The organism is Paraburkholderia dipogonis (assembly GCF_046027395.1).
Classification (GTDB): domain Bacteria; phylum Pseudomonadota; class Gammaproteobacteria; order Burkholderiales; family Burkholderiaceae; genus Paraburkholderia; species Paraburkholderia dipogonis_A.
The window spans coordinates 38,174-62,513 of the sequence record NZ_JAQQEG010000050.1 but is presented as its reverse complement, the minus strand read 5'-3'; the positions used below and the strand labels follow the sequence as shown (position 1 = coordinate 62,513).

Genomic DNA, 24,340 nt, shown 5'->3' with positions numbered 1-24,340 from the left:
ACGCGGTTGCCCCCCCCCCCCGCACTCATTCCCCCCCCCCCTGCCCCCCCCGCCACGCGAAAAAACCGCGACTCGTGGCTCGCGTAGCTCGCCATACACGTGGCCGTCAGCCCACTCGGAAAACGCAGCACGAAATGCACGGACTGCTCGACTTCCTTGAAGCGCGGGTCGTCGCCGGGTTGCCAGGTCGTGGCGACGACTTCGAAGGGTTCTTCACCGCTCAGAAACCGCGCTGCATTCAGGCAATAGATGCCGACGTCCGGCAGCGGGCCACCACCCGCGAGCGCTCGCTTCAGACGCCACTGGGCCGGATCGCCGACGTTCTGCGAATTGCCGGCAATGAATTCACGCAACCTTGCAAATGGTTGACAGCACATTCAAACCGGTTCGTGAATGGTTCGCATCGGCTATCGGGAACGATGGCGCCGTCGCGGCGTGGCCCGATATTTGCTGCTGCGTCCTCGTTTTGGCGCGGTTTTTGTGCGCGATATTTCGACTTCGGGTCCGCCGGCGGGGGCCGTGAGGAGACATGGATGATGCGATTGACGACAGCTGTTGCCCAACGCGCTTTTGTCGGCACTCGTTTCGTCGCTTTGACTCTGTCGGCCACGAGGGCTCAAGCCAGTCCCATCGCGCCGCTCAACTATTTCCTCCACGCCGCGGGACCGGCCACCGCGCCGACCATGCATTTAGGCTGGGCACTGGCGGGTATTTCGGTCACGGTAACAATCGTCATTGCAGGATTGCTGATCGCCGCGATCATTCGCAAGCGTCCCGCTGCAGCAAGCGATTCGCTCAACGCCGAAGCCGGCGGCATGCGCTGGATCTACATCGGCACGGGCGTGTCGTCGGTGGCTTTGCTGGCGATGCTGGTCTACATCCTCATCACGCTGGAATCGGTTGCTTCACCGGCGACGCATCCTCAACTGACCATCACCGTGACCGCCTACGACTGGTGGTGGAAAGTCGACTACGCCGACGATCCCGATCCGGCGCGCAACTTCAGCACGGCCAACGAGATCCACATTCCCGTCGGCGAGCCAGTGAAGATAGCGTTGAAAAGCGCGGACGTCGTGCACGCTTTCTGGGTGCCGCAACTTGCGGGCAAAACCCAGACGATCCCCGGCCAAACCAACGAGCAATGGATCCAGGCCGATCGAGCAGGCATCTATCGCGGACAATGCTCGCAGTTCTGCGGCGCACAACATGCGCACATGGCTTTCGAAGTGGTCGCGCAGGGTCCGGCGGATTTCAACGCCTGGCGCGGCGCGCAAGGGCAAGCGGCGACATCCGCGAATGACAGCAGCGTCGCCGCGGGCCGTCATCTGTTCGCCGAGCGTTGCGCCGGGTGCCACACGATTCGCGGCACGGACGCGGACGGTCTGCAAGCGCCCGATCTCACGCATCTGAACTCGCGTCGCATGATCGCGGCGGGTGAGGTGACCAATACGCCGGATCATGTGCTCGACTGGATTCAGCACGCTCAGTCGATCAAACCCGAGGCGCTGATGCCCAGCATCGCGCTGAGTGCCGACGATGCGGCCGCGCTGTCGGCCTATCTCGCCACGCTGCACTGAAATCTTAGCCGGCAATCAAGGAGCGTCTTTCAATGTCCGACCACGCGAGGCCCGCTTCGACACCAGGCGCACGGCAAGCTGCGGCAGACAGTGCGGCAATGCCGCTCACGCGCACGCCGCAATACGGTCGCGTCGCGCCCGGCAGTGCCGAAGAAAAGCGTCTGCGCGAGATCTGGGAAGCGCCGCCGGGTTGGCGCGGCTGGCTCTCGACGGTCGATCACAAAACCATCGGTCTGCGCTATCTGGTGACCGCGTTCATCTTCCTGCTGATGGGCGGCATCGAAGCGCTCATCATGCGCATCCAACTGGCGCGGCCCAACGCGACGGTGCTCACGCCCGAGCAGTACAACCAGCTCTTCACGATGCACGGCGTGACGATGATCTTTCTCTACGCGCTTCCGGTGCTGTCCGGCTTCTCGAACTATTTGTGGCCACTGGTGCTCGGGTCCCGCGACATGGCGTTCCCGCGTCTGAATGCGCTTTCGTACTGGGTGTTCCTGTTTGCCGGCATCTTCCTGTATGCGAGCTTTCCGACGGGGCAGGCGCCGGATGCCGGCTGGTTCAACTACGCGCCGCTCTCCGGGCTCGAGTACAGCACCGGTCCGAATATCGATGTCTACGCGCTCGGCATGGTGCTGCTGGGCATCTCGACGACAGTCGGCTCGATGAACTTCGTCGTCACCTTGCTACGCATGCGCGCGCCCGGCATGTCGCTAGACCGGATGCCGGTGCTGGTGTGGGGCACGCTCACGGCATCGGGCGGCAATCTTTTGGCGGTGCCGTCGGTGAGCCTGGCGTTCTTTCTGTTGTGGCTCGACCGGCGCATCGGCACGCACTTCTTCGACGTGCTGAACGGCGGACGTCCGCTGCTCTGGCAACACCTGTTCTGGATCTTCGCGCATCCGTGGGTCTATGCGGTCGTGCTGCCGGCCATGGGCATTGTCTCCGACGCGTTGCCGGTGTTTTGCCGCCGTCCGCTGGTCGGCTATGGGCCGGTCGCGCTCTCGACGGTCGCGACGATGGTGATCGGATTCGTCGTGTGGATTCACCATATGTTCGCGACCGGGATTCCGGCGCTCGCGCTGTCGTTTTTCGGCGCGGCCAGTATGGTGATTGCAATTCCCAGCGCGGTCGCTACGTTTGCGTGGATCGCGACGATCTGGACGGGCCGGCCTGTGTTTCGCGTGCCTTTCCTGTTTTTCGCGGGCTTCGTGTTTCTGTTCGTGGTGGGCGGCGTGTCCGGCGTGATGACCGCCGCCGTGCCGTTCGACTGGCAGCTCACCGACACGTACTTCGTGGTCGCGCATCTGCATTACGTGCTGCTCGGCATCAACGTGTTTCCGGTGATCGGTGGCATCTATTTCTGGTTTCCGAAATTCACCGGCAGGATGATGAGCGAACGGCTCGGCAAGTTTGGTTTCTGGGTGCTGTTCGCCGGTTTCAATATTGCCTTCTTCCCGATGCATATCGCGGGTCTGCTCGGCATGCCGCGGCGTATCTATACGTATCCCGCCGACATGGGCTGGAACACGGTGAATCTCGTTACGTCGCTGGGGTCGTTTCTGTTCGCGGCGGGTGTGTTGATCTTCATGATCGATCTGCTGGTCAGCCTGAAGCGCGGCAAGCCGGCCGGCGACAACCCGTGGGACGCGCCCACGCTCGAATGGTCGATGAGTTCGCCGCCACCTCCGTACAACTTCGCGGTGGTGCCGACGCTGGCGAGCCGTCATCCGCTATGGGAAGGCCGCATCGAGGAGCCGGGCGTCACGCTTCACACGCGCTCGCAACTGCGTGAAGGCTATCTACTCGCGCAAGGCCGCGAGGCGCTCGGCACGACCGCGCTCGAAGCGAATCCCGACGTGATCCTGAAGATGCCGGGCGATTCATATGCGCCGTTCTGGCTTGCGGTCTTCGCGACGCTGGTATTCGCGGGACTCGCGATGAGCGCATGGACATTTGCCGGTGCGATGCTGATGGGGTGTGCGGTGTCGATCATCGTGTGGCTGTGGCCCGAACGTGCGTTGATCCAGCGCGAACCGGCCGCCGTTCAGGACGCGGGAGGCTGACATGAGCGACGCCGCGGACTTGAGTCAAACCGCCGCCCAACCGGCTGAGCCTTTGCCAATCGGCAGCGCGGGCGAGCGCTCGGGCGGCTGGTGGGGCTGCCTCACGTTGATCGCAACCGAAGGCGCGTTGTTCGGCTATCTGATCTTTTCATATCTCTATCTGGCCTCGCAAAGTCCGCAGCGCTGGCCGCCTGAAGGCCTGCCGAAGCTCGGTCTCGGCATCGCGAACACGATCATTCTGTTGTCGAGCAGCGTGTTCGTCTGGCTGTGCGAGCGCTGTGTGAGGCGCAGGCGCTTGCGATGGGCCGTTGCCTCGATTGCGGCGGGCGTCTTGCTCGGCATCGTGTTCGTGAGCATTCAACTGCTCGAGTGGCACGATCATCCGTACGGCCTGACGACGCATCTGTATGGCTCGCTGTATTTCACCATCACGGGATTCCATATGGCGCACGTCATGGTCGGGATCGTCGTGTTGCTGTTTTTGCTGCTGTGGACCGCGCTGGGCTATTTCGACGAGAAACGCTGTGCGGCGCTGACCATCGGCGGCCTGTACTGGCATTTCGTGGACGTCGTGTGGTTGTTCATTTTCAGCACGTTGTATCTGACACCCTACCTGTTTCGGAATGTGTCATGGCCGGGAACATGAAGCCGACGCTGGGCGCCGAACCGTCCGCCGCGCCGGCCGTGTCGATGCGACATGTGCTGGTCGGCCTGCTGGTCGCGCCGTGCGCATGGTTGGCACAGATGGTCATCGCCGAGACGCTGGCCGCGCAGAGTTGTTATCCATTCGATCAGCCACTATCGTCGCCGGCGTTGCCGTGGATGCGACCGGCGCTCGTCGCCATCAGCGCGCTATGTCTCGCGGCCGGCGTGTTCGGCGCGCTGACGGCCTGGCGAAACGTTCGCCGCCTCGAAGCGGCGAAGGAGGGCGCCTCGGGCGGCGCAAGCCAGAGGCGAAGCGGACTCGACGCTTTCGTGACACGTATCGCGGCGATGTGCAGTGCGCTGTTTCTCTTCGCGTTGATTGCAACCGATATCGCCCTGGCGCTCGTATCGCCGTGCAAGTGGTGGTGACGATGCGCGCGCCTGACCCATCCGTTTCACCACGCCGCGAAGGTTCGCTTGGGCGATGGCTTCGGCACGGCTCCCGCATTGCCGCCGCGATGCTCGTCTTGACCCTCGGCACGCTTGCATCCAGCTACACAGCCGACTCCGCACCCGGCAACGCGACGCCGGCCGACGCCGCGCAGATCGCGCGCGGTGCCTATCTCGCGAAGGCCGCCGACTGTGCGGGCTGTCATACGGCCGCGCCACGCGTTATGCAGCCCGGCGCGGCGCCGGTTCCGGCGACGCCGTTCGCCGGCGGTCTCGGCATGGCGTCGCCGTTCGGCACCATCTATTCGTCGAACATCACGCCGGACCCGCAGGCGGGTATAGGCCGCTATAGCTATGACGACTTCGCGCGTGCGTTGCGCGACGGTGTAGCGCAGGGCGGCAAGCGGCTCTATCCGGCGATGCCGTACCCATCGTTCGCGAAGATCGACGATGACGACATGCACGCGCTCTACGCGTACTTCATGCATGGCGTGCAGCCGGTTGCCACGCCCGCTCCGCCAACTCGATTGCCGTTCCCGTTCAACCAGCGTTGGGCGCTCATGTTCTGGGACTGGGCGTTCGTGCCGGATGACCGCTTCAAGCCGGAAGCAGGGCGCGACGCGCAATGGAATCGCGGCGCGTATCTCGTGCAATCGTTGGGTCATTGCGGCGCGTGCCACACGCCGCGCGGGCCGGCTTATGAGGAACGGGGCTACACCGAGGCGAGTCCGCTTTATCTGACCGGCGGCACCAACGATCACTGGTTCGCGCCGAACCTCACGGCCGACGCCGGTTCAGGCTTGGGCCGAAGCTCCGCGGCGGACATCGCCGCTTTCCTGAAACACGGCCACGGCGGCGGCCTGGTTACGTTCGGCAGCATGGTCCAAGTGGTGGAAGACAGCACGCAGTATCTTGACGATGCCGACCTCGCGGCCATCGCCACGTATCTGAAGAGCCTGCCGCCGCGCGCTCAGAGCGGCCACTTCAATGCACTCTCGCGCGGCGCGCTGCAGAGCGTGCAGGCGCTGAAAACTGGCGATGTCGAACGGCCCGGCGCCGGTATCTACGCAGCGTATTGCGCGCGCTGCCATCAGTCGGACGGCGCGGGTGTCACGCAAAAATATCCGCGCCTTGCGGGCAATCCGGCCGTGCTCGCCCCGCAAACGACCTCGTTGGTTCGTCTGCTCGTGGAGGGCGGGGGCAGTCCGAGCACGGACGGCGGCCCTGAGTCGCGCAAGATGCCAGCCTTTGCGGACAAGCTGACCGACAGCGAGCTCGCACACGTTCTGACTTTTATCCGCAACACGTGGGGCAACGCGGCCGAGCCGGTCACGACCCATGACGTGTCGGCGGTGCGGCATGCCTTGCATAAATAATGGCTGTGGAAGGCATGCATGTGGCGTCGGCGCTTGCGCGACCGCTTATCCACGTGCGCGGCTCACTTCTTCACCGAATCAGGAGGAATCGGGTTTTTGTCCTGAGACGAGTCGAGCGTGTTCTCCGATGTCGGATGCCGGCGCTTTTCCTTTGCGTCCTGCGCGCTTTGAGCGGTGTCTTTCAATGACTTGTCGCGCGTAGCTGTTTCGTCTGCAATGGGCTTGCGATGACTTTCGTGTCCGGCGGCATCGTCCGGGGTCCGTTGAGTGGTGTGCTTCATGGTTTGCCTCACATAAAAGACGGCGGCGTCGGCCGGAATGCGCCAACGTGCATGCCGGCCGAGCCGTCATGACGCGTGCTCTATTTGTCGTGATGGCCGGGCAGTACCGCGCCGAGCACCTGTTTGGCCGTCTCGACGATCACGTTGCCCTGGTCCGGGTCGCCCTTCATCAGCGTCGACGCAAACGCCTTGGCCTGCGCGAGCGTGATATGCGGCGGCAAGGGCGCGATATTCGGATCGGCCTTGACTTCGATGACCACCGGGCAATTCGCAGCGAGGGCTTCGTCCCACGCCGCGCCCATCTGCTCGGCGTCGTCGACATAGATGCCTTTCAGGCCGATCAATTCAGCAAACTTGTGATAGGGCACCGAGGGAATATCCTGCGATGCCTCGAACTTGGGATCGCCTTCCATCGCGCGCTGCTCCCATGTGACCTGGTTGAGATCGCCGTTGTTCAGCACCATGCAGATCCAGCGCGGATCGGCCCAGTTTTTCCAGTACTTCGAGACCGTGATCAGTTCCGCCATGTTGTTCATCTGCATCGCGCCGTCGCCCACCAACGCGATCACGGGCCGTTCGGGGTAGGCGAACTTTGCGGCGATCGCGTACGGCACGGCCGCGCCCATCGATGCGAGTCCACCGGACAGCGAGCACATCATGCCGCGTTGTACCTTCAGGTCGCGTGCGTACCAGTTCGCGCACGATCCGGAATCGCTCGTGACGATGGAGTTAGCGGGGATGCGTTTGGACAACTCCCACACCGTGCGCTGCGGATTGACCGCATCCTTGCCGGGCTCGTGTGCGCGCTTCTCTAGGGTCTTCCACCAGTCCGCGGTCCAGCCTTCGATTTTCTTGCGCCACGCACGGTCCCGCTTTTCTTCGAGCAGCGGCAGCAACGCGCGCAAGGTTTCGACGCTATCGCCGACCAGATTCACTTCCATCGGATAACGCAGGCTCAGCATGTCCGCCTTGAGGTCGATCTGCACGCCGCGGGCCGCGCCTTCTTTCGGCAGGAATTCAGCATAAGGAAAGCCGGAACCGATCATTAGCAGCGTGTCGCATTCGGTCATCAGGTCGTAGCTCGGCTTGGTGCCGAGCAGGCCGATCGAACCGGTGACCCAAGGCAGATCGTCGGGCAAGACGGCTTTGCCGAGCAGCGCCTTGGCCACACCGGCACCGAGTTTTTCGGCGACGGCGATGACTTCATCGGTGGCATGTAAAGCGCCGGCGCCGACGAGGATGGCGACTTTCTTGCCGGCGTTGAGGACGTCGGCGGCTTGCTGGAGATCGTCGGGATAGGGCATGAGACGCGGCGCGCGATAGCCCACGCCCGAATGCAGCGTGCCGTGCTTGCGGCCGGGCGCTTCATAGGGCAGATCCTGCAGATCGTTGGGCAGCACGATAGCGGTGACCTTGCGTTCGGAGAGCGCAATGCGCACGGCGCGGTCGACCAGATGGCGCACTTGGGCGGGAACGCTGGCCTGTTGGACGAAGGCGCCCGCCACGTCCTTGAACATCGAGACGAGGTCGAGTTCCTGCTGATAGTGGCCGCCGAGGGCCGCGCGAGCTTGCTGGCCGGCTATGGCGAGGACCGGCATGTGGTCCATCCGTGCATCGTAGAGGCCGGTAATCAGATGCGAGGCGCCGGGTCCCGAAGTGGCGATGCACACTCCGAGTTCGCCGGTAAATTTGGCGTGAGCCGTGGCCATGAAGGCGGCCATTTCCTCGTGGCGGACCTGGATGAATTCGATCGGGGCCGGTGGTTCTTTGTCTTTGCGATGTTTTCTGGACTCGGCCTGGGCTCGGTTGAGAGCCCCGAAGACGCCATTGATGCCGTCGCCCGGATAACCGTAGATGTGGCGGACGCCCCAGGCGTGGAGCCGTTCGATGATGAAGTCGCCAACGGTGTCGGACATCACTCTCTCCTTGAAAACGATTGAAGCGGCGACGGTTGAGGATGTGGCTGGGCCATCCCGCCGTTCGTCGTATGCCTGCTTCGCCTGTCGCAAGTCCCGTTCCGCGGTATTGCAGGCTGTAATCGTCAAGGGTGGTGTTCGGTGCGCGGGCGCTGCACGCGACACGTTGCGTCAGCTATTTCATCGGTTTTCCGCGGTTGACCTGCGAACCGCCGCGGTTTCCGTGAACTTCAAATCGCGGCGCACGCCGCGCCTCCTGGCTGATGACGGGCGGCGAGGAGAGGGTGAGGACGTAGCAGCAGGGCGCCCGCTTTCCACCAGTTGCCGAGATAGCGCTTCGAGCTTTTTGCGAAGGAGTTCGCTCGCCGCTATTTGTTCGTCGAGCGCAATTTCCCGTGACGCCAGTTCTCCTTCGACGCTCGCGCAACGTGTCATTGACGTCGCCAACTGGGTTTTCGCCGCAGTGAGGGCATCCCGCAGCTGGTCTCGCTCCGCCTGATGTGTGGCCTGGACCTCGGCCATCCGATCGATAGCGGCCTGTAGTTCCTGGCGCGTCTGGCGCGCCGCCGTCCGCTCGCTGTCGATCTCGAGGAGCGCCCGCTTTTCAGTCGCGGCCAGCCGCTGTTCGCTCTGATTGTGCATGACACGTAGCTTGCTCAACTCCTCGGCGAATTCCCGTCTGGCGTCCGACAACGCCGTCGAGGCGACCGCGCTTTCCTTTCTGGACTGCGCGAGCTGATCGGTCAGCATGGTTTTGGCGGTTTCCAGTTCGACCAGGCGAGCGAGCAGCTTCGCGTTTTCAATCCGGACGTCGGCCGCGTCGCGGGACGCCTGCTCGGCCGCGGCGATCGCAGTGTCGCGTTCCGCAGCCAACCCTTGTGCATGTTCACGTGCGTCGGCAATTTCGCGCTGGGCGTCCTGCCTGAAGACTTCCAGCGCGGCGTTTGCCGCGTCACCTGACAGCCGCCAAAGCGTCGCCGCCAATTCGCCGGCAGCGGTTGCGACTTCGGCCGGCAAATCTGGTTGCCCGACGTCGACCCGCGTCTTGTCCCTGACTTCCGTCCAGAAATCCCGCAAGGCTTTCGCCGGAGCGCTCATGCTGCCTTTGCGAACCAGTTGATACAGCTTGTTCGCTGTCGGCGTTTCTCCGTAACGGAAGAACATCAGCGCGCAAACCTCGCGATAAAGCTCCTGCGTGTCCGGGATGCGTTCACGCACTGCTTCAATGTCGGCTTCAAGAGGCATGGGGATCCCTAGGCATCTGAATTTAGCGAATGTGTTAATAATACAACGTATAACGTTGAATGTACAATCTCTGCCTATACACTACACGACATTAGTACTATAATGTCGTGTATGGTGTACCGGCCGCTTTTTGCAAAGAACCTCTGCCTCTGGAACCTCTTAAACCGTGCCTGATGCTCAACTTGTGACCGTTCAGCCCGTCGAATCGCTCGTCGTTCCGGAAATTCTCGACGGTCGTGACGGCACCAACCGTGGCGCAATCGGTGGCTCACAGCTGTCGGCCACCAACGATCTGGACGCCGTCCGCGCCTGGCTTTCGAACTACGCGGACACGAAGACGACGTTCGACAACTACCGCAAGGAAGCCGAGCGGCTACTGCTCTGGGCGGTCGTGCAACTCGGCAAACCACTGTCGTCGCTGACGCACGAGGATCTGCTGCGGTTCAAGGGGTTTCTCGTCGATCCACAGCCGGCGGCTCGCTGGGTTTCGGCCACCGGCGGCAAATTTCCCCGCAGCGACGAGCGCTGGCGTCCGTTCAATGGGCCGCTGTCGCCGGCCAGCCAGCGTCAGGCGTTGATCATCCTGAACGCGATGTTCACGTGGCTGGTCAACGCCGGTTATCTGCGGGGCAATCCCATGGCGCTGCTTCGGCAGCGCGCCAAACGTTCCGCGCCTCGAGTGACGCGCTATCTGTCGACGTCGCTATGGGATGAAGTGAAGGTGTTTGTCGAGCAACTGCCGCGCGAGACTGCCGATGAGCGGGCCTATTACGCCCGTAGCCGCTGGCTGACGACGCTTTTCTATCTGCAGGGCATGCGTATATCTGAAGTCGCCGGCGGAAAAATGGGGGATTTTTCCCGCCGGCTAGGCGCTGACGGCAAGGATCAGTGGTGGCTTGAAACGCTCGGCAAGGGGAACAAGGAGCGCATTGTCCCCGCATCGCCTGAACTGATTCAGGAAATGCGGCTTTACCGAACTGAAAATGGTTTGGCGCCCCTGCCCACCCGGAGCGAAGAAACGCCGTTGGTCCTTCCATTCAGAGGCCGGAACCGGTGTCTGTCCCGTTCTGCCATTCACGACGCGATCAAGAGCATTTTTGGCAATGCTGCCAGTTGGTTGCGCTCCAAAGGCGCCGAGTTCTCCGATCGGGCGGATGAACTGGAAAGAGCCTCGGCGCATTGGCTTCGACATACCGCGGGTTCGCATCAAGCAGACGGCGGTGTGGATCTGCGGACGATCCGTGACAACCTGGGCCACGTGTCACTCAACACGACCAGTCTTTACCTCCATACCGAAGACGATGCGCGCCATCGCGAAACAGTCGATCGCCACCGCATGAACTGGGACGATTCCAAGCCTGAGAGGAAATGAGCTTGATTTTGACTGTTACGCGGGCGCGCCGCGTCGGTTGCGCGAGCGTCTCCGAAATTAGAACTGCACACGCTCCTTCAGGGCTTTCGCAATCATTTCAATGTCCAGTTCCTGACCAGGACGCGTTGAGCAAAAGTCGTGAAGCACGGCGATGTATGCAGTGCCCAACGCCCTCGTCAACGCCGCTGCGGTGGTGGAGGCAATCACGGCACCGGCCACATTCGCGCCGGGTACGAGTTTGAGCAGACCGGATACGACACTGCGGCCGATCATGGTTGCGGCCGACGCACCGAGCGTCGATGTGACGAGCGTGGTAACGGTGGCCGTACTCAACTGCATCCCGAACGTCATGCCGATTTTGGCGATCATGCCGATCTGGATGGGCACTAGTGTGAAGGCATCTGAGAACGGCACGGGAATCGCGGCGGCCGCGGCGGCGGCAGTGGCTGCGATGTTGACCTCGTTCTCAGCCTGGCGCTTTTTTATGTCGAGCGCCTTCTTGTTGCGCGTTGATAAAGCGCTGGCATAAGCGCGTTGCTGGGCATCCGGAATCAGTTCCGACGTTATCTCGATCAATGCATCGAGACCCATCACGGGCAACTCCCCTTCCAGTTCCTCGATCCATTCGGAGATCGCGCGAACGGGCACGACACCCTTGGCTTGCGGAATCAGCGCCCTCGTTTGGTCGATAAATGGATCGCCTTTGCGCGCTTTCGTTAGAACCACGACCACCGGGATCTTATGCTCGACTAGCATTTTGCACAGATCGATTTCCGCGTCTTCAACCCGTTTGCTACTCGCGCTGATACAGATCCACGCCACGTGAATATGGCGGTCCTGATCCTCCTCGGACGAGCGCTCCCTGATCAGCTCATCCAATGCCGCGCGGGTCGCCTTGTAGTCCGCCACCTCGAGTCCCTTCGTGTCAAGGATAGTCAGTGGATGTCCCGGCTTCGTGATTTCGCTCATCGTTTGAGTGACGGGCCTGCCGGATCCGGTTTCGGCCAATTGGCCACGAAATACCGTATTGATCAGCGTGCTCTTGCCCACACCGGTTTTGCCCGCAATCAGCACGTTGACTTTGCCCACGCCCTGGGTCGCCGCCTTGATCGCCTCCGCCACGGCGTCGTTGAGAGCTTCGTGCGGCAACTCGTTGTCCGTTCTCGCATTCACTGTATGAATCTCCATTGTTGTTTGACCTTGCTGCAAGCCAGTCTGTGCGTTAGCGCATATCGACCAGCGTGCCCGCACTGGAAGCGCAAGCTGTCGTGCCGCTGGAATGCGGCAGCCGACGCGGCCCGCTACGCCTACTGCATGAACTTCACTTCGACGCGCCGATTTTTCGCATCTTCCGGGTCCACACCCGCGAGTGGATGCGAATCGCCAAAGCCGGCGACGATTACCCGCTTCGCTACATCAGCATTCATGCCGCCAATCAGCAGACGCCGCGCCTCGCGCGCGCGGGCAGCCGAGAGCGTGTAGTTGTCGTCATAAACCGTGCAAAAACGCGCGAAATCGGTGACTGGGCTCTCCACGGGCAAGCTGTCGGTATAGCCTTCAACGTAGATCTGCCCTTCCCCCGCTTCGGTCAGATAACGCGTGATTTCCGGTTCGACACTGGCGAATGCCGCTTTTGCTTGCGGCGTGACGCAGGCGCTACCGCGCGCGAATACGTTGTCCTTCAAGGTCACCTTGCCAACTTGCAGGTCGAATGCGACCAGACCCGCGGCGCCCTGAGCATCGAAAGAGCGGCGGATATCCGCGAGAATGGCTTCGACGCGTTTCTTCTGCGCCGCCGCGCCCTTTTGCGCCTCTTCCTTATGCTTGATTGCCGCGAACTGGTTTTGCAGGATCGAGACCACGAGAAGCAGCATGACCACCGCCAAAGTCCCCGCCATCAGGTCGGCGATCGACACCCACTCGTTCGGCTTATCTTTCATCGCTTGTGTCATCGCGCGGGATCACTGAAACGAGTCTTCGGGAATGGATGGGGCCGCGCTCGTCTGCTCCTTGATCCCGTCGAGCAATGCAACGATCTCTTCGAGACGATGACGATTGGACTCGTGGCTCTCGGCGCGCATATCGACAAGCCGGTTGATTGCATTCAGCATGCGCTCGTCTTTCTTGCGCTCGGCCAAGCCAGTCGCCACACTTGAAAACGTGCTGGCGGCTTGCCTGATGATGTCGGCTTGTGCCGCATTACTGTCAATCGCGGCCTTGTTCTGGCTGGCCAACGCGACGCAACTCTCTGCAATATCGCGCATGCGCATCCCGGCGTCAGCGACTGAAGCCAAGCCGTTCTTGATGCTGCCTGCCACATTTTCAATCGCCACTTGCACCTTTCCGGTAATCCTTTGAATCTCGGTGCTGCATTCCTCGAACTCACGGATTGCATCGTTCTGGTTTTCGCTCGCGGTCTCCATTGTCGATCTGATTTCTGCCATGGTAGTGGACACGCTTTGATCGAGCGCTGTCACCGCGTCTTTAATCCTGGTTGTGACCGTCGCGAGTTTGTCGGTCATCCCGCTCATGTTTTGCTGGAAGCTCGCGTTCATCTCGGCAATGTTGCCAGAGAGATCTTCTTGCATAGTCGAGAGCACGCTGGCAACGTCGCGCTTGAATCCTTCAACCCCTTCAAGCAGCGCTTTCGCCGAAGCGGCAACGCCGTCCGCGCCGTCAGACATCCGCACGCCGGCGTCCCGCATCGCCTCGATGTTGGCGCTGTTCGCATCGATAAACCCTTCGAGCGCGCTACGCGTTTTCTGCGTGTGATCCACCACTGAGTGCAGCGCAGCCAGTTGCGCTTCGAGATTCACGTCGAACAGGCGTTGCATGTTCTCTGAGCTTCGCGCGGCCGCGGCCGACGATTCGCCAAGGCCGGCGAGTGACGCCAGGATCTTTGCCTGACCGGCGCCTTGCTGCCGGCTTTGTTCTTCGACGGTCGCGATCACACGCTCGCCGAGCGCCTCAATGGCGCCGACGAGGCGGTCCTGATACTTCTCTTCCTGCTCGCGGCGCGTCGTGCGGCTAAGTGCGAGCGTCTGGTTGAACTTGTCCACGCACCATTGGAAACGTTTTTCGTCGTACTGGCACAGCGCTGAAAATGCCTTGAGCACGAGAAACGAAATGATGCCCCACGTCGATGTCTTGAACTTGGTGCCGAGCCCGCTCATCATGTGCGTCAGACCGCTCATGGTGTCGGCCGTGGCAGCGCCGTCGCCCGGCGGATGGGCGAGCAGCACGGCGGCGTCGTTCAGTGCGACGCCAAGCCCTAAAAACGTGCCGAGCAGTCCGAGGATCAACAGGATCCCTGGCATCATGTCGGCGAGTTTCTCGGCGCGCGAGGCCACAGCCTCCGAGAGTTCGTTGATCGAACCGTGATCGGCATCGAATTCAAACGCGTTGGATTCGGCGTGGTTCTGCCATTTCCGTGCCCATGTCTGCGGGCGCGCGTAGATCAATACACCCGCAATCGACCACACCGTCAGCACCAGCATGGTCAATCCGAATACCAACTGAACCAGATTATTGCCGGGCAGCAGGAAAGCCAGGAGTTCGTTAATCGACATCAGACGGCCACCTCAACCAGTTGAGACGCACGAGCCCGGCTGGCCGCCTCGAAGATATTGGAAAAGCCGACGACGAGCGACTTTTCGTCGTCAGTGAGCGTCGACCATGGCTTGTTGTGTTGCAGGCACTCGATAATGATTTGCCCGACGACTGGGCTGTTCTCGGCGAGATGCAGGATGTCCTCCTGGAGGATGGCATCCTCGTCTTTCTCCATGATCTGAAGAAATCCTTCGGCGGCCTGCAGGAAGATTTTGAATTCGCTGTTTTCCGTCTGCACCGCCTTCATCTCTTCCATGCGCCGGTCGAGTTCGACGCCTTGCTGCGTGACCTCTGTCTCTTCCGTGGCAGAGAGCCGACCGCTCTTCTTCTTGCGAAGCAGCCGCTTGTATTCGATATGTTCATTGATGAGTTGCGATTCGAGCGCGCTCTGCTGGGCCTCGCGTACCTGATATTCGCTCGCCCACGCAATGATCATTTCTTCGAAAACGAATGGCTGCAATGACTTGCCGAAGCGGACTTCCACAATGGCATCCAGACGTTCCGCGTCTGCGTCCGAAAGGCTTGGGAGATCCGCCAGCAATTCGGCGCCGACCTTGACGAGGAACAGATCGTCCGCGGAAATGGCTTCAACCGAACGCGCCGACTGAAGCACCTGCTCCGCGTTCTGCAGCAGCTTTTGCGCGGCTCTCAACCGCAAATAGTGCTCGAAACCCGGAATGCTGTCGGCCTGCAGCAGATCGTGAATCTGGCGCCGCACACGCATCGATTCAATCAGGAAGCCGGCGACCTGAATCGCGTGGCGTTCCGATTCATCGACGGCCTTGGCGGCTTCATGGGTGGCGCGCTTGTGCTTCTGAGCCTCCGCGACTTCCTCGTCGGTCAGGTATTGCGCCTGCAGCTTCTTCGCCTTTTCAATCGCCCAGGCAATGGCTGCGTCGAGACGCGCGGCAAGTGCGCTCTTATCAAAAGCAACCAGCGCATCGAGAGCGCGACTACATGCGCTCAGCGCGCCGCTCAGCCACGGATAAGCCCTCGTCGCCGTAGCAGCCGCTTTCATCACGATACTGGTTGTCGCCAGCCACGGCTTGACGGTCTGCCACACGCGCTTCACTTTGCCAACAATCGCCTCGGCTTCGTTTGCCATGACGCCTACTACCTTGGCCGCGATTTCCTTACCTTTCTGCACCACCGCCTTCACCCCGGAGACGACCGCGCTAACGACTGAGGAAACCGTACTCACCGCCGATGAAACAAAATCTGAAAGCCAGCCCATATCATTTCTCTCTTTTATTTTCAGGATTCGATGCCGAGAAGCCGCTTGGCCCCAAGAACGGAGGTGCTTTCCGAGCGGCCGGTTGCACTGCCAACCTCATGCCTCGCGCTGACGACTTCCGCGATGGCAGACTCGATGTGTTCGATCTGCAATCGCGGCGCGGCACCCGTCGTTCGCGCGGCGACGAGCGCTTTGGGGAGCGCAAGACGCATGCAGGTGCGAATGTCGCGCCCGGACAGACCATCGGATTGCCGGCTCGCGGCATCGACCAAAGATTGGCGCTCGCCTTCCAGCGGAATGCCTTCGACCAGCATGCGCTGCCAGATGCCTGCGCGCGCTTTCTCATCCGGCAGGTCGAAGCGCACATGGTGCGTGATCCGGCTGCGAAACGCCTCGTCGTAGTTCCTGGCGAAGTTGGTCGCGAAGATCGCGATACCGTCGAAACGTTCAAGTTCAATCAGCAAGGTTGAGCGCATCGCATTGACTTCATTGTCAATGCCTTGTGTGACGGACGACAGGCGCTTGCCGAGCAAGGTGTCGGCCTCGTCGAAGAACAGCACGGCATCCATTTCGTACGCGGTACGGAATGCGGCTTGAAGATTCTTCCCGGTCTCACCCATGTATTTGCTTTCGAGCTCCGCAATACTGATGGACACGATCGGCATGCAAAGCGTTCCGGCAAACGCTTCAGCCGCCAGCGTCTTGCCGGTTCCAGGCGGCCCGTAGAAATTCAGGATCGTACTGTGGCCCATCGGATCGACTGCGCCAAAACCCCAGTCGATATAGATTTGTCGATGAAAATCGATCTTCGCAATACACTCTTCGAGTTGAACGCGTGTGCTGTCGGGCAGAATAACGTCACGACCCAGTTCAAAGCGGGGCGGACGACTCTCGAATTTCGCACCCTCATCCGTGACAGCTTGGCGCCGCTTCGACACGGCCTGTTCTTCAGGCACATCCAGATTGCTCAAAGGATCCTCTTGATGCCATTAAGGCGCGCTGCGCCAAAGATTGTGATGCGGAATCGACTGCGTGACGACGGCACTGCTCTATTGGACATTGCGTGTCCCGCCCACAGCAGAGGTACCGATTGTGTTATTTGATAAAGAATGTCTTGCACACGCCGACAATCATCCTGAGACAGATTAATCCGGCGGATACCACTGCAATCCACTTCGCGACGAGGAGAAAAGTATCTGAAGCTCCTGGTAAAACCAGATCGACAACCCACCCCATAACAGCGACCAGCAACGCGATCAGGAATAGCCCCATATAGGCCCGCCATTCACGCCACTGCGGAGAATTCAACGAATTCCCCACCGCGCCGAGAAGAAACAAAAACACAACCCCGCCAATTACGAGCCTCATCTTTGTTCTCTGTTCTTCCGGAGATTTCGAATGGAGAAAGTACGACGCAGGCGTCGCGCCCTGACCGATTCAACTCTCCGAGTGCTTACTTCACGCTAATATCGGCAAACCCGGAACAAACTTGACACCGATGTTTACGTGCGACTTATGACCGGATGCTATCGAGGCGATGAGACAAAATATGTCTCGAACATTCAAGACATCGCCATATCTCAAAGCCTCCCCATCACCTCACCCGCCGCCCTTTCCGACATGACCAGCATCAACTTCATCGTGGCTCGCGTTACGCCAACGAATAGCCGCCTCAGCGCAACCTCATCCAGAACTTCAAAATCTATTTCAGTCAGAATGACGCAAGGCGCGCATTGACCTTTGAAGCGAAATACCGAATCGAACAGGATCTCTCCGTCACGATAGAGCGGCGTGCCCGCTGCATCGTAATTGCCCGTAAAGCTTCGCAGACGATGCTTGCCAAGTTGATCGAGCACGGGGAATACCGACTTCTCTCTTCCCTGGAAAGTCAGCACGGCAATGTCCTGCGGGCGAAACCCTAGCGCCAGCACTTCTGCTAACGCGTCGCGGGTTGCCTGTAGCGCGCTCGCTCCCGGGTAAGAAATCACGCCGATATCCGACCCGTCGAATGGGCTTGCCGCTTCAATCGCTGTCGGCGTGCTGGTGAGTTGCCCGAGGAAGCGCACGATATCGCGCGGGCTTCGATAGTTGGACGTGGCGCGGACCTCCACCCACCCGGGCAGCACGATAGCCTCGCGCCTGTAGAGGTTTTGCATCGGGTCTTCGAGCCACCACCAGCGACCGCCGGCCTTCAGCAACCGCTCGAGCGGCTCGACCCACGCCTGAATAAAGTCCTGGCCTTCGTCGACTATGATCACGTCGAACTGCAGATCTTCGCTTGTCTTGCCGCTCAGGAACGCCTGCTCGAGCGAGCCGAACGCGCGCGCGTCATTGAAGTCGACCTTCACGCCCGCCCTCGTCGCGACGGCTTCGCACAATTGATGAAACGACATCGTCGTGACGCCTTGCGGCGCAATTCGCCGAACGTGATCGGCAAGGGGACGGTTGTAGCAGACGTAGAGGGCACGAAGCCGCATTCTCGCCGCGTCTTCCAGCACGCGGATGGCGAGCTGCGTCTTGCCTGAACCGGCGGTGCCGACTACGCGTAGCCGAAACGGCTGAAATTCGATGCAGCGCGCCCAGCTGGCCAGCCCATCCGACACGCGCGTGACGAGCTTCGCGGCTTGCCCGATCATGGCGCCCGCGTCGGGAACAAGCGACAACTCGTTCGCCAGAAATCCGTGAATCTGGTCACGGCTCGGCAGAGGTACCTCGTCTTCCGGCATCATCGCTTCGATGATCCCGGCCAGTTTGTCTCGCTGCGAAGCGTCGACAATTCTGGACGGATTCACGCCCGCGATTGCGCGGTTGCGAACCTGATAATCCGGACAGTAAAGCAGTTCTTCAATCCGGTAAGTGTTCGAACCAAACGCCGCCGTCAGACGGCTATGCAAGCCGGCGACAGTGCGTGAAATCTGCGCCGCGACATTTTTCGGTTTGGCGGCGTACGTTTTTACCAGACCGTTTTCTGTCTCCTCGAGCAAGCCTGATTTCTGCTCGATCACCGTGAGTCGTCCCGAGGGGCTGACAACAATGAAGTCCGCCTCGCCGAACACCGCGAACCCGCTGCGCAGCTTGGTCCAGTGCACGCCGTGATACACCGTGTACGTATCGGCAAGTGTGGCCTTGAGCAGTGCAAGCGTTTCGACTTCGCGCCGCGCCCCTCCGCTCAGGCGCAGGGTGTCCCAGCCGTCGGGAAATATTCGAGCCATATTATTGAATAGGCAGACGATGCATGTCGCCGGGGCTTAGCCCCGGTAGATCTCCGCAAGCGCAAGCGCTTCCTGGGCAAACTCAGCGCGCAGACTCGCCGGCCCGATCACTTCGACGAAAGGCCCAAAGGAGCGCAGCCACCAGCGCAAGCGCTGGCTCAGCAACACAGTGCCCCGCACTTCGAGCCCATTGCCGCTCTGCCGGGCATCCTGGTCCGCCGCGAAAGGCGACTCGAGAAGGTGATCGCCGGCGCCGTTCAGGAACCGCAGCTTGAGCGTCACTTCGCCTTCGACCATGAAATCGAATTGCCTCTGCTGCTTCACATAGTCGTCGAGCCTGAAGGAACGGGGATACGTGAATGATTCCAGCATCATCTTCGCGCTCCCCAGACGATCCAGCCGGTACATGGTCGGACTAGGACGGCCTTCGGTGCCGCCGATCAGGTAGACGAGGCCGCCTACTTCGACCAGACCGAGTGGCAAGATGACCTTGCACTTGTCATTCGTCACATTGGAGCGCGGACGATAGACGATTTCCAGTTTGCGTTCGTGAAACAACGCCTGGGACACGATGGCGAAGATCTCGGCATCGATCGCCGGATAACGCAGCGCGAATCCGCTGTTTTCTACTGCGACTTTGTCCGCCCATCGGCTGTAACGACGCTCGTCCTCGGTCACCGCGACCTCGAGCCGCTTTTCCGCGACCTTGAACAGGTCGGACAGCGCCTCTGCGACGAGCGTCGGGATCTGCCGCGACGTGAAGCTGCGCAGCATGTGCAGGGCGAGCGCCTCCTCGCGCGTCATGATCGCGCCGGATTTCCCCGCCATGCCACCCGCACCCGCTCCTTTACGCCAGTACCACGCAGCGCCGCGCTTCTCCATTTCGACGAAGCCTTCGAGCTGCAGCTTCTCCAGCCGCCGCTGCACCGTTTTTATAACAGGCGCGTCAGACTCGATGATCTCCAGCTTCTTGTGGACAGCGGGTGTGCTGAGATACTCGGCGCTCGAGTCGGCATTGGGCAATACGCTAATGATCTTGCTGTCAAGAATGTCCATGCGGAAGAACTTTCGATTAGTTATAGGCTTCACGACATAGATGTTAACGGCGGAGCGCGGCAAATCTTAAGTGAATGCATCAAACACAGATTTCGGGTGAGGCATCGCACGTCATGCCTCGCCCCGCTACCACTTCATCGGGACAAAAAGTGTCTCGATATGACGAACGAATTGAGAAGCTGGATGGGACAACGATTGTCCGAAAGCACAGCCGCGGAGGGTGTCGCGCCGCCTGCATCGACGTAATTCAAACAGGCAGCGGCGGACAACTCGCGAAGCTCTTGCGCAAACACCTTGCGACCACACCCACGCAATCTCGCGCCAGCAAGCGTTCTTCGAGCGCGTCCTGACAGATCACGCCTCAAACGTCATGGACCATTTTCAAAACGTAACGAGGATCGAATGCTTTCGTGGGTAAAGCAAAAAATTGCGGATCGATCGGGACACGATTTGACTCCATGGCCCGCCACACTCTCAACCTATTGAACAGCGAGGAGTACGACAGTATGCGAAACCTGGGTTCCAATGCGCTCGAAATCAGCGGACGTCGTGGCAATCGGCCGCTACGCTCCGACGGCGCGGCGTTGCGCGTCGGCCTGCGCTTGTGGGGCTTTGCCGAGGCCGAGGTCGAAGCGTGGCTCGCCGGTCTGCCGGTACTCGACGGCCTGCTCTCCTGGGAGATCGCTCGCCATCGGGATGGCGACGGCGCCGGCATGATCATCCATCTGGTCAAGTCTTCGTCTCGAGCGCTGGGATCCTTCTGCTGGAACAGCGTAGGGGCAAATGAGGCCATTCGAGCTTCGGCAAATATGTCGCGCATTGAAGCGGCGTTGTTTACCGGCGATGAGAGCCGCTTGCCGGCTGTCCGATCCGGCCTCTGGGCGATGGCCGGAACCCGTCCCGTCGAAGCAGCGCTTCACACACTGGCTCACGCCGTCATCATTCCACGACTCATGGGTGAGCGCGTGCGTCAGTACGGTAGCGCGGTTCGCGTTGTCCCGCGGCGCCTTGCGCCGCTCTGATGGCGGCGGGGTTGCGGCATGCAGCCGCGCGCTGGCTGCGCAGCGACCGGTAGGCACTCCTGCGCCTACCGATCCCTTCGGCCCTGGGCGCCCTACGGCGAGCGCCAGAGCCGTCCCACGTCACTTGCGCTTAAGCTGCGAGAGATCCCGCACCGCGCCACGGTCGGCCGACGTCGCCAGCGCGGCGTAGGCCTGCAACGCTTGCGACACCACGCGTTCACGATTCACCGGGAGCCAGGCCTTATCGCCGCGTGCCTCCATGGCTTCGCGACGGCGTGCCAATTCTTCGCCCGACACCGCCAGGTGCATCTTGCGCTTGGGAATGTCGATCTCGATCACATCGCCCTCTTCCACCAGGCCGATCGTGCCGCCTTCGGCGGCTTCCGGCGATGCATGCCCGATCACCAGCCCCGACGAACCGCCCGAGAAGCGGCCATCGGTAAACAGCGCGCAGGTCTTACCCAATCCCTTGGACTTCAGATACGACGTGGGATAAAGCATTTCCTGCATGCCGGGGCCGCCCTTGGGACCTTCGTAACGGATCACGACCACGTCGCCCGCCACGACCTTGTCGCCCAGAATGGCTTCGACGGCGTCGTCCTGGCTCTCGAAGACGCGCGCGCGTCCGGAGAAGATCCATTGCGATTCGTCGACACCCGCGGTCTTGACGATACAACCTTTGTCCGCGAGGTTGCCGTAAAGCACGGCGAGACCGCCATCTTTCGAATACGCGTTCTGCTTGCTGCGGATGCAGCCGGTTTTGCGGTCGGTATCCAGCGACGCGAACGTGGCTTCCTGGCTGAACGCAACCGTGGTCGGAATGCCGCCCGGGGCCGCGCGGAAGAATTTCTGCGCTTCTTCGCCCGCGCCGCCAGCGACGTCCCACCTGGCGATGGCGTTGCCCAGCGTGCCGCTATGCACGTTGCCGCACGACAGGTCGAGCAGTTCCGCGCGGGCCAGTTCGCCGAGAATGCCGAGGATGCCGCCGGCACGATGCACGTCTTCGATATGGTATTTGTCGGTGGCGGGCGCCGCCTTGCACAGGCACGGCACCTTGCGCGAGATGCGATCGATGTCGGACATCGTGAAATCGACGCCGGCCTCCTGCGCCGCGGCCAGCAGGTGCAGCACGGTATTGGTCGAACCGCCCATGGCCACGTCGAGCGTCATGGCGTTCTCGAATGCCTGCTTGCTCGCGATGCTGCGCGGCAGGACCGACACGTCTTCTTCCTGATAGTAGCGGCGGCACAGGTCCACCACCAGGCGGCCGGCCTGCTCGAACAAGCCCTTGCGCCATGCATGCGTGGCGACGATCGTGCCGTTGCCGGGCAACGCGAGGCCGATCGCTTCGGTCAGGCAGTTCATCGAGTTCGCGGTGAACATGCCGGAGCACGAGCCGCACGTCGGGCAGGCGCTGCGCTCGACCTCGGCCACTTCAGCGTCGCTGATCTTCGGGTCGGCCGCCTTGATCATCGCGTCGATCAGGTCGATCTTGGCGATCACCTGGCCGTCCGTCGGCGATTTGACCTTGCCCGCTTCCATCGGACCGCCGGAGACGAACACGACGGGGATGTTCAGGCGCATGGCGGCCATCAGCATGCCCGGGGTGATCTTGTCGCAATTGGAGATGCAGACCATGGCGTCGGCACAGTGCGCGTTGACCATGTACTCCACCGAGTCGGCGATCAGTTCGCGCGACGGCAGCGAATACAGCATGCCGCCGTGACCCATGGCGATGCCGTCGTCCACCGCGATGGTGTTGAATTCCTTGGCGACGCCGCCGGCCGCTTCGATTTCCTTCGCGACCAGCGCGCCCAAGTCGCGCAGATGCACATGGCCCGGCACGAACTGCGTGAACGAGTTCACCACCGCAATAATGGGCTTGCCGAAATCACCGTCCTTCATTCCGGTGGCGCGCCACAAGGCGCGGGCGCCGGCCATGTTGCGGCCATGGGTCGAAGTTTTCGATCGATAGTCAGGCATCTGTATCCTCAGGTATTGGGGTCGTCGACATTAGAATTGTGCCCATGCCGGCCATGCACCGTTGCGGACGGCGACCGGCGCGGCGATTGCCGCAGGTGGCTCGCAATGGCGCGCGCGTGCGCGTGCGGCTGGGAAGGTACGAATAGTGCGAGAGGACGCTTAAGACGTCCAATATATTTTTCCGGTGCAATTAAGTCGGAAAAGATATTAATGAAAGGTCGGTGAAGGTGAGGAAGCGGCGGTTGCGTGAACGTTCCGCGGGGCGGCGCGCATCAGCGGAAACCGTATTCAGGGTTACCACGATCGAAAATGGAATCGCTCCACTGACGAGGCACGACGTCTTCGAAGCGGATCAACTCCAGCATGCCGCCCTGTTCGTCCCACGCGGCTTCGCCACAGGGCCAGGTGTGCTGAAGATCGAACAGCAGTCTGACGCGCGGCGCGTAATGCGCGGGCGGTCCTGACGGAGCGGTCCATGTCCACGCAAGCAATCGCGTGCCGTGCGCGTTCATGAGTTCGATGCGGCTCGGCTTTTCGCTGAGGCCCTCTTCACGAAAGCTGCGCGCATCGTGCTCGACGGTGCGCGCGATGAACTGCAAGCCGAGATCCCGGACGCTATGGCGGGACTGGGCGTGCGCGAACGGGCCGTCGACGGCGACCTTGCCCGACACGACACGCAGCCGGCCGCCCAGATGGCCGAACATGCTGTTCGGGTCCGTGGTCTCGTCGTAGAGGATCTCCTGTCCCGCATGGGCGCCATCAGGCAGCCATTTTGCGTAGACTTTTCGAGGGCTGTGCTGGTATCGGATAAGCATGTGGTCGGGGCGCTCCGGCCATCTTCCGGATATGCGCTCCTGACGGAACATGCTGTATTCGTAGGCGTCTTCGGCAATCATGTCGGACTTCGCGTACTCGACGAAGGCCTCAGGCTTCATCGCGTCCATCAGGGCAAAGATCTGATCGTCGGTCAGGGACAGAATCGAGTGGTTTTCGATCCGCGTGCGCAATGAGGCTGCCTGTTCGCGAGCCGTGAGACACCGGAACTGGTCGATGTCCGCATTCACGGTATCCGACGTGGCAGCATCCGTGCATTCCGCCGCCGTGCCGGATGAAGCCGGCGCAATCGGGCTGGTCGATTGGGCGAACGCGCCCATCGAGACCATCAGGCACGTCAATGCGAGCCCATTCAGCAACGTCCGCGCGATTGTCCGCCATCCCGCGGCAGGCAGCATGCGCCGGCGTACCGGATGATTGGAGATGCCAAATCCGCAAAACGTCATGGGTTTAATCCGTGGC

General features: G+C 61.2%; 21 protein-coding genes. 7 read left to right on the top strand and 14 right to left on the bottom strand.

Annotation, left to right across the window (positions count from 1 at the left end; genetic code table 11):
- The coding region (locus tag PQR32_RS36225; RefSeq protein WP_408238931.1) for a Gfo/Idh/MocA family protein at positions 1-353 on the bottom strand (353 nt) is incomplete at its 3' end.
- 183 nt (positions 354-536) lie between these two features.
- On the opposite strand from PQR32_RS36225, the gene coxB reads away from it, so the two are divergent.
- From coxB to PQR32_RS36200, 5 genes are all read left to right on the top strand, one after another.
- The gene (coxB, locus tag PQR32_RS36220) at positions 537-1,577 is read left to right on the top strand and encodes a cytochrome c oxidase subunit II (RefSeq protein ID WP_408238942.1); all 1,041 of its coding nucleotides are present in this window, start codon (positions 537-539) and stop codon (positions 1,575-1,577) included.
- 32 nt (positions 1,578-1,609) lie between these two features.
- On the top strand, positions 1,610-3,643 hold the full coding sequence (ctaD, locus tag PQR32_RS36215; protein WP_408238928.1) for a cytochrome c oxidase subunit I: 2,034 nt from the start codon (positions 1,610-1,612) through the stop codon (positions 3,641-3,643).
- A 1-nt stretch (position 3,644) separates the two neighbouring features.
- The gene (locus PQR32_RS36210; protein ID WP_408238925.1) at positions 3,645-4,289 is read left to right on the top strand and encodes a cytochrome c oxidase subunit 3; all 645 of its coding nucleotides are present in this window, start codon (positions 3,645-3,647) and stop codon (positions 4,287-4,289) included.
- Positions 4,274-4,717: a hypothetical protein gene (locus PQR32_RS36205; protein WP_408238922.1), complete on the top strand. Its 444-nt coding sequence runs from the start codon at positions 4,274-4,276 to the stop codon at positions 4,715-4,717. Before PQR32_RS36210 ends, PQR32_RS36205 begins: the two co-directional genes overlap by 16 nt.
- A gap of 89 nt (positions 4,718-4,806) precedes the next feature.
- Positions 4,807-6,114 (top strand): c-type cytochrome, encoded by a 1,308-nt coding sequence (locus PQR32_RS36200; RefSeq protein WP_408238919.1) that lies wholly within the window; start codon positions 4,807-4,809, stop codon positions 6,112-6,114.
- Between the two features lie 62 nt (positions 6,115-6,176).
- Here PQR32_RS36200 and PQR32_RS36195 read toward each other — a convergent pair whose 3' ends face one another.
- From PQR32_RS36195 to PQR32_RS36185, 3 genes are all read right to left on the bottom strand, one after another.
- Entirely contained in the window at positions 6,177-6,395 is a 219-nt protein-coding gene (locus PQR32_RS36195) for a hypothetical protein (protein WP_408238916.1), read from the bottom strand.
- An 80-nt stretch (positions 6,396-6,475) separates the two neighbouring features.
- Positions 6,476-8,311 (bottom strand): thiamine pyrophosphate-requiring protein, encoded by a 1,836-nt coding sequence (locus PQR32_RS36190; RefSeq protein WP_408238913.1) that lies wholly within the window; start codon positions 8,309-8,311, stop codon positions 6,476-6,478.
- 180 nt (positions 8,312-8,491) lie between these two features.
- Complete coding sequence (locus tag PQR32_RS36185) at positions 8,492-9,556, bottom strand: DNA-binding protein (protein WP_408238910.1); 1,065 nt, start codon at positions 9,554-9,556, stop codon at positions 8,492-8,494.
- A 166-nt stretch (positions 9,557-9,722) separates the two neighbouring features.
- On the opposite strand from PQR32_RS36185, the gene PQR32_RS36180 reads away from it, so the two are divergent.
- On the top strand, positions 9,723-10,928 hold the full coding sequence (locus PQR32_RS36180; RefSeq protein WP_408238907.1) for a tyrosine-type recombinase/integrase: 1,206 nt from the start codon (positions 9,723-9,725) through the stop codon (positions 10,926-10,928).
- A 57-nt stretch (positions 10,929-10,985) separates the two neighbouring features.
- Here the strand turns inward: PQR32_RS36180 and PQR32_RS36175 are convergent, their stop codons facing one another.
- The 8 genes from PQR32_RS36175 to PQR32_RS36140 all read right to left on the bottom strand — a co-directional run bounded on the left by PQR32_RS36175 (position 10,986) and on the right by PQR32_RS36140 (position 20,039).
- Positions 10,986-12,101, bottom strand: a complete 1,116-nt coding sequence (locus PQR32_RS36175) for a YcjF family protein (RefSeq protein ID WP_408238904.1) — start codon at positions 12,099-12,101, stop codon at positions 10,986-10,988.
- Positions 12,102-12,235: 134 nt separating this feature from the next.
- Positions 12,236-12,868, bottom strand: a complete 633-nt coding sequence (locus PQR32_RS36170) for an OmpA/MotB family protein (RefSeq protein WP_408238901.1) — start codon at positions 12,866-12,868, stop codon at positions 12,236-12,238.
- Positions 12,869-12,889: 21 nt separating this feature from the next.
- Positions 12,890-14,497: a hypothetical protein gene (locus tag PQR32_RS36165; protein ID WP_408238898.1), complete on the bottom strand. Its 1,608-nt coding sequence runs from the start codon at positions 14,495-14,497 to the stop codon at positions 12,890-12,892.
- The gene (locus PQR32_RS36160; RefSeq protein WP_408238895.1) at positions 14,497-15,771 is read right to left on the bottom strand and encodes a hypothetical protein; all 1,275 of its coding nucleotides are present in this window, start codon (positions 15,769-15,771) and stop codon (positions 14,497-14,499) included. Before PQR32_RS36160 ends, PQR32_RS36165 begins: the two co-directional genes overlap by 1 nt.
- A gap of 20 nt (positions 15,772-15,791) precedes the next feature.
- The gene (locus tag PQR32_RS36155; RefSeq protein ID WP_408238892.1) at positions 15,792-16,742 is read right to left on the bottom strand and encodes an ATP-binding protein; all 951 of its coding nucleotides are present in this window, start codon (positions 16,740-16,742) and stop codon (positions 15,792-15,794) included.
- Between the two features lie 124 nt (positions 16,743-16,866).
- Positions 16,867-17,139, bottom strand: a complete 273-nt coding sequence (locus PQR32_RS36150) for a hypothetical protein (RefSeq protein WP_408238889.1) — start codon at positions 17,137-17,139, stop codon at positions 16,867-16,869.
- Between the two features lie 212 nt (positions 17,140-17,351).
- The gene (locus PQR32_RS36145; protein ID WP_408238886.1) at positions 17,352-18,983 is read right to left on the bottom strand and encodes a nuclease-related domain-containing DEAD/DEAH box helicase; all 1,632 of its coding nucleotides are present in this window, start codon (positions 18,981-18,983) and stop codon (positions 17,352-17,354) included.
- Between the two features lie 36 nt (positions 18,984-19,019).
- Positions 19,020-20,039 (bottom strand): helix-turn-helix transcriptional regulator, encoded by a 1,020-nt coding sequence (locus tag PQR32_RS36140; protein WP_408238883.1) that lies wholly within the window; start codon positions 20,037-20,039, stop codon positions 19,020-19,022.
- A gap of 458 nt (positions 20,040-20,497) precedes the next feature.
- Between PQR32_RS36140 and PQR32_RS36135 the strand changes: the two genes are divergently transcribed.
- Positions 20,498-21,061 carry a hypothetical protein gene (locus PQR32_RS36135; RefSeq protein ID WP_408238880.1) on the top strand — a complete coding sequence of 188 codons (564 nt, stop codon included), beginning with the start codon at positions 20,498-20,500 and terminating at the stop codon, positions 21,059-21,061.
- A gap of 120 nt (positions 21,062-21,181) precedes the next feature.
- On the opposite strand, the gene ilvD is transcribed toward PQR32_RS36135, so the two are convergent.
- Both ilvD and PQR32_RS36125 read right to left on the bottom strand, forming a co-directional pair.
- Positions 21,182-23,044, bottom strand: coding sequence for a dihydroxy-acid dehydratase (ilvD, locus tag PQR32_RS36130; protein WP_408238877.1), 1,863 nt, complete (start codon positions 23,042-23,044; stop codon positions 21,182-21,184).
- A 272-nt stretch (positions 23,045-23,316) separates the two neighbouring features.
- Positions 23,317-24,324: a DUF1571 domain-containing protein gene (locus PQR32_RS36125; RefSeq protein ID WP_408238874.1), complete on the bottom strand. Its 1,008-nt coding sequence runs from the start codon at positions 24,322-24,324 to the stop codon at positions 23,317-23,319.
- Between the last annotated feature and the right edge of the window lie 16 nt (positions 24,325-24,340).

What these genes read in the sequence shown, in the direction of transcription:
- coxB (WP_408238942.1), top strand. Translation starts at nt 537, where the DNA reads ATGCGATTGACGACAGCTGTTGCCCAACGCGCTTTTGTCGGCACTCGT.
- ctaD (WP_408238928.1), top strand. Translation starts at nt 1,610, where the DNA reads ATGTCCGACCACGCGAGGCCCGCTTCGACACCAGGCGCACGGCAAGCT.
- PQR32_RS36210 (WP_408238925.1), top strand. Translation starts at nt 3,645, where the DNA reads ATGAGCGACGCCGCGGACTTGAGTCAAACCGCCGCCCAACCGGCTGAG.
- PQR32_RS36205 (WP_408238922.1), top strand. Translation starts at nt 4,274, where the DNA reads ATGGCCGGGAACATGAAGCCGACGCTGGGCGCCGAACCGTCCGCCGCG.
- PQR32_RS36200 (WP_408238919.1), top strand. Translation starts at nt 4,807, where the DNA reads ATGCTCGTCTTGACCCTCGGCACGCTTGCATCCAGCTACACAGCCGAC.
- PQR32_RS36195 (WP_408238916.1), bottom strand. Translation starts at nt 6,395, where the DNA reads ATGAAGCACACCACTCAACGGACCCCGGACGATGCCGCCGGACACGAA.
- PQR32_RS36190 (WP_408238913.1), bottom strand. Translation starts at nt 8,311, where the DNA reads ATGTCCGACACCGTTGGCGACTTCATCATCGAACGGCTCCACGCCTGG.
- PQR32_RS36185 (WP_408238910.1), bottom strand. Translation starts at nt 9,556, where the DNA reads ATGCCTCTTGAAGCCGACATTGAAGCAGTGCGTGAACGCATCCCGGAC.
- PQR32_RS36170 (WP_408238901.1), bottom strand. Translation starts at nt 12,868, where the DNA reads ATGAAAGATAAGCCGAACGAGTGGGTGTCGATCGCCGACCTGATGGCG.
- PQR32_RS36165 (WP_408238898.1), bottom strand. Translation starts at nt 14,497, where the DNA reads ATGTCGATTAACGAACTCCTGGCTTTCCTGCTGCCCGGCAATAATCTG.
- PQR32_RS36160 (WP_408238895.1), bottom strand. Translation starts at nt 15,771, where the DNA reads ATGGGCTGGCTTTCAGATTTTGTTTCATCGGCGGTGAGTACGGTTTCC.
- PQR32_RS36150 (WP_408238889.1), bottom strand. Translation starts at nt 17,139, where the DNA reads ATGAGGCTCGTAATTGGCGGGGTTGTGTTTTTGTTTCTTCTCGGCGCG.
- PQR32_RS36145 (WP_408238886.1), bottom strand. Translation starts at nt 18,983, where the DNA reads ATGGCTCGAATATTTCCCGACGGCTGGGACACCCTGCGCCTGAGCGGA.
- PQR32_RS36140 (WP_408238883.1), bottom strand. Translation starts at nt 20,039, where the DNA reads ATGGACATTCTTGACAGCAAGATCATTAGCGTATTGCCCAATGCCGAC.
- PQR32_RS36135 (WP_408238880.1), top strand. Translation starts at nt 20,498, where the DNA reads ATGGCCCGCCACACTCTCAACCTATTGAACAGCGAGGAGTACGACAGT.
- ilvD (WP_408238877.1), bottom strand. Translation starts at nt 23,044, where the DNA reads ATGCCTGACTATCGATCGAAAACTTCGACCCATGGCCGCAACATGGCC.
- PQR32_RS36125 (WP_408238874.1), bottom strand. Translation starts at nt 24,324, where the DNA reads ATGACGTTTTGCGGATTTGGCATCTCCAATCATCCGGTACGCCGGCGC.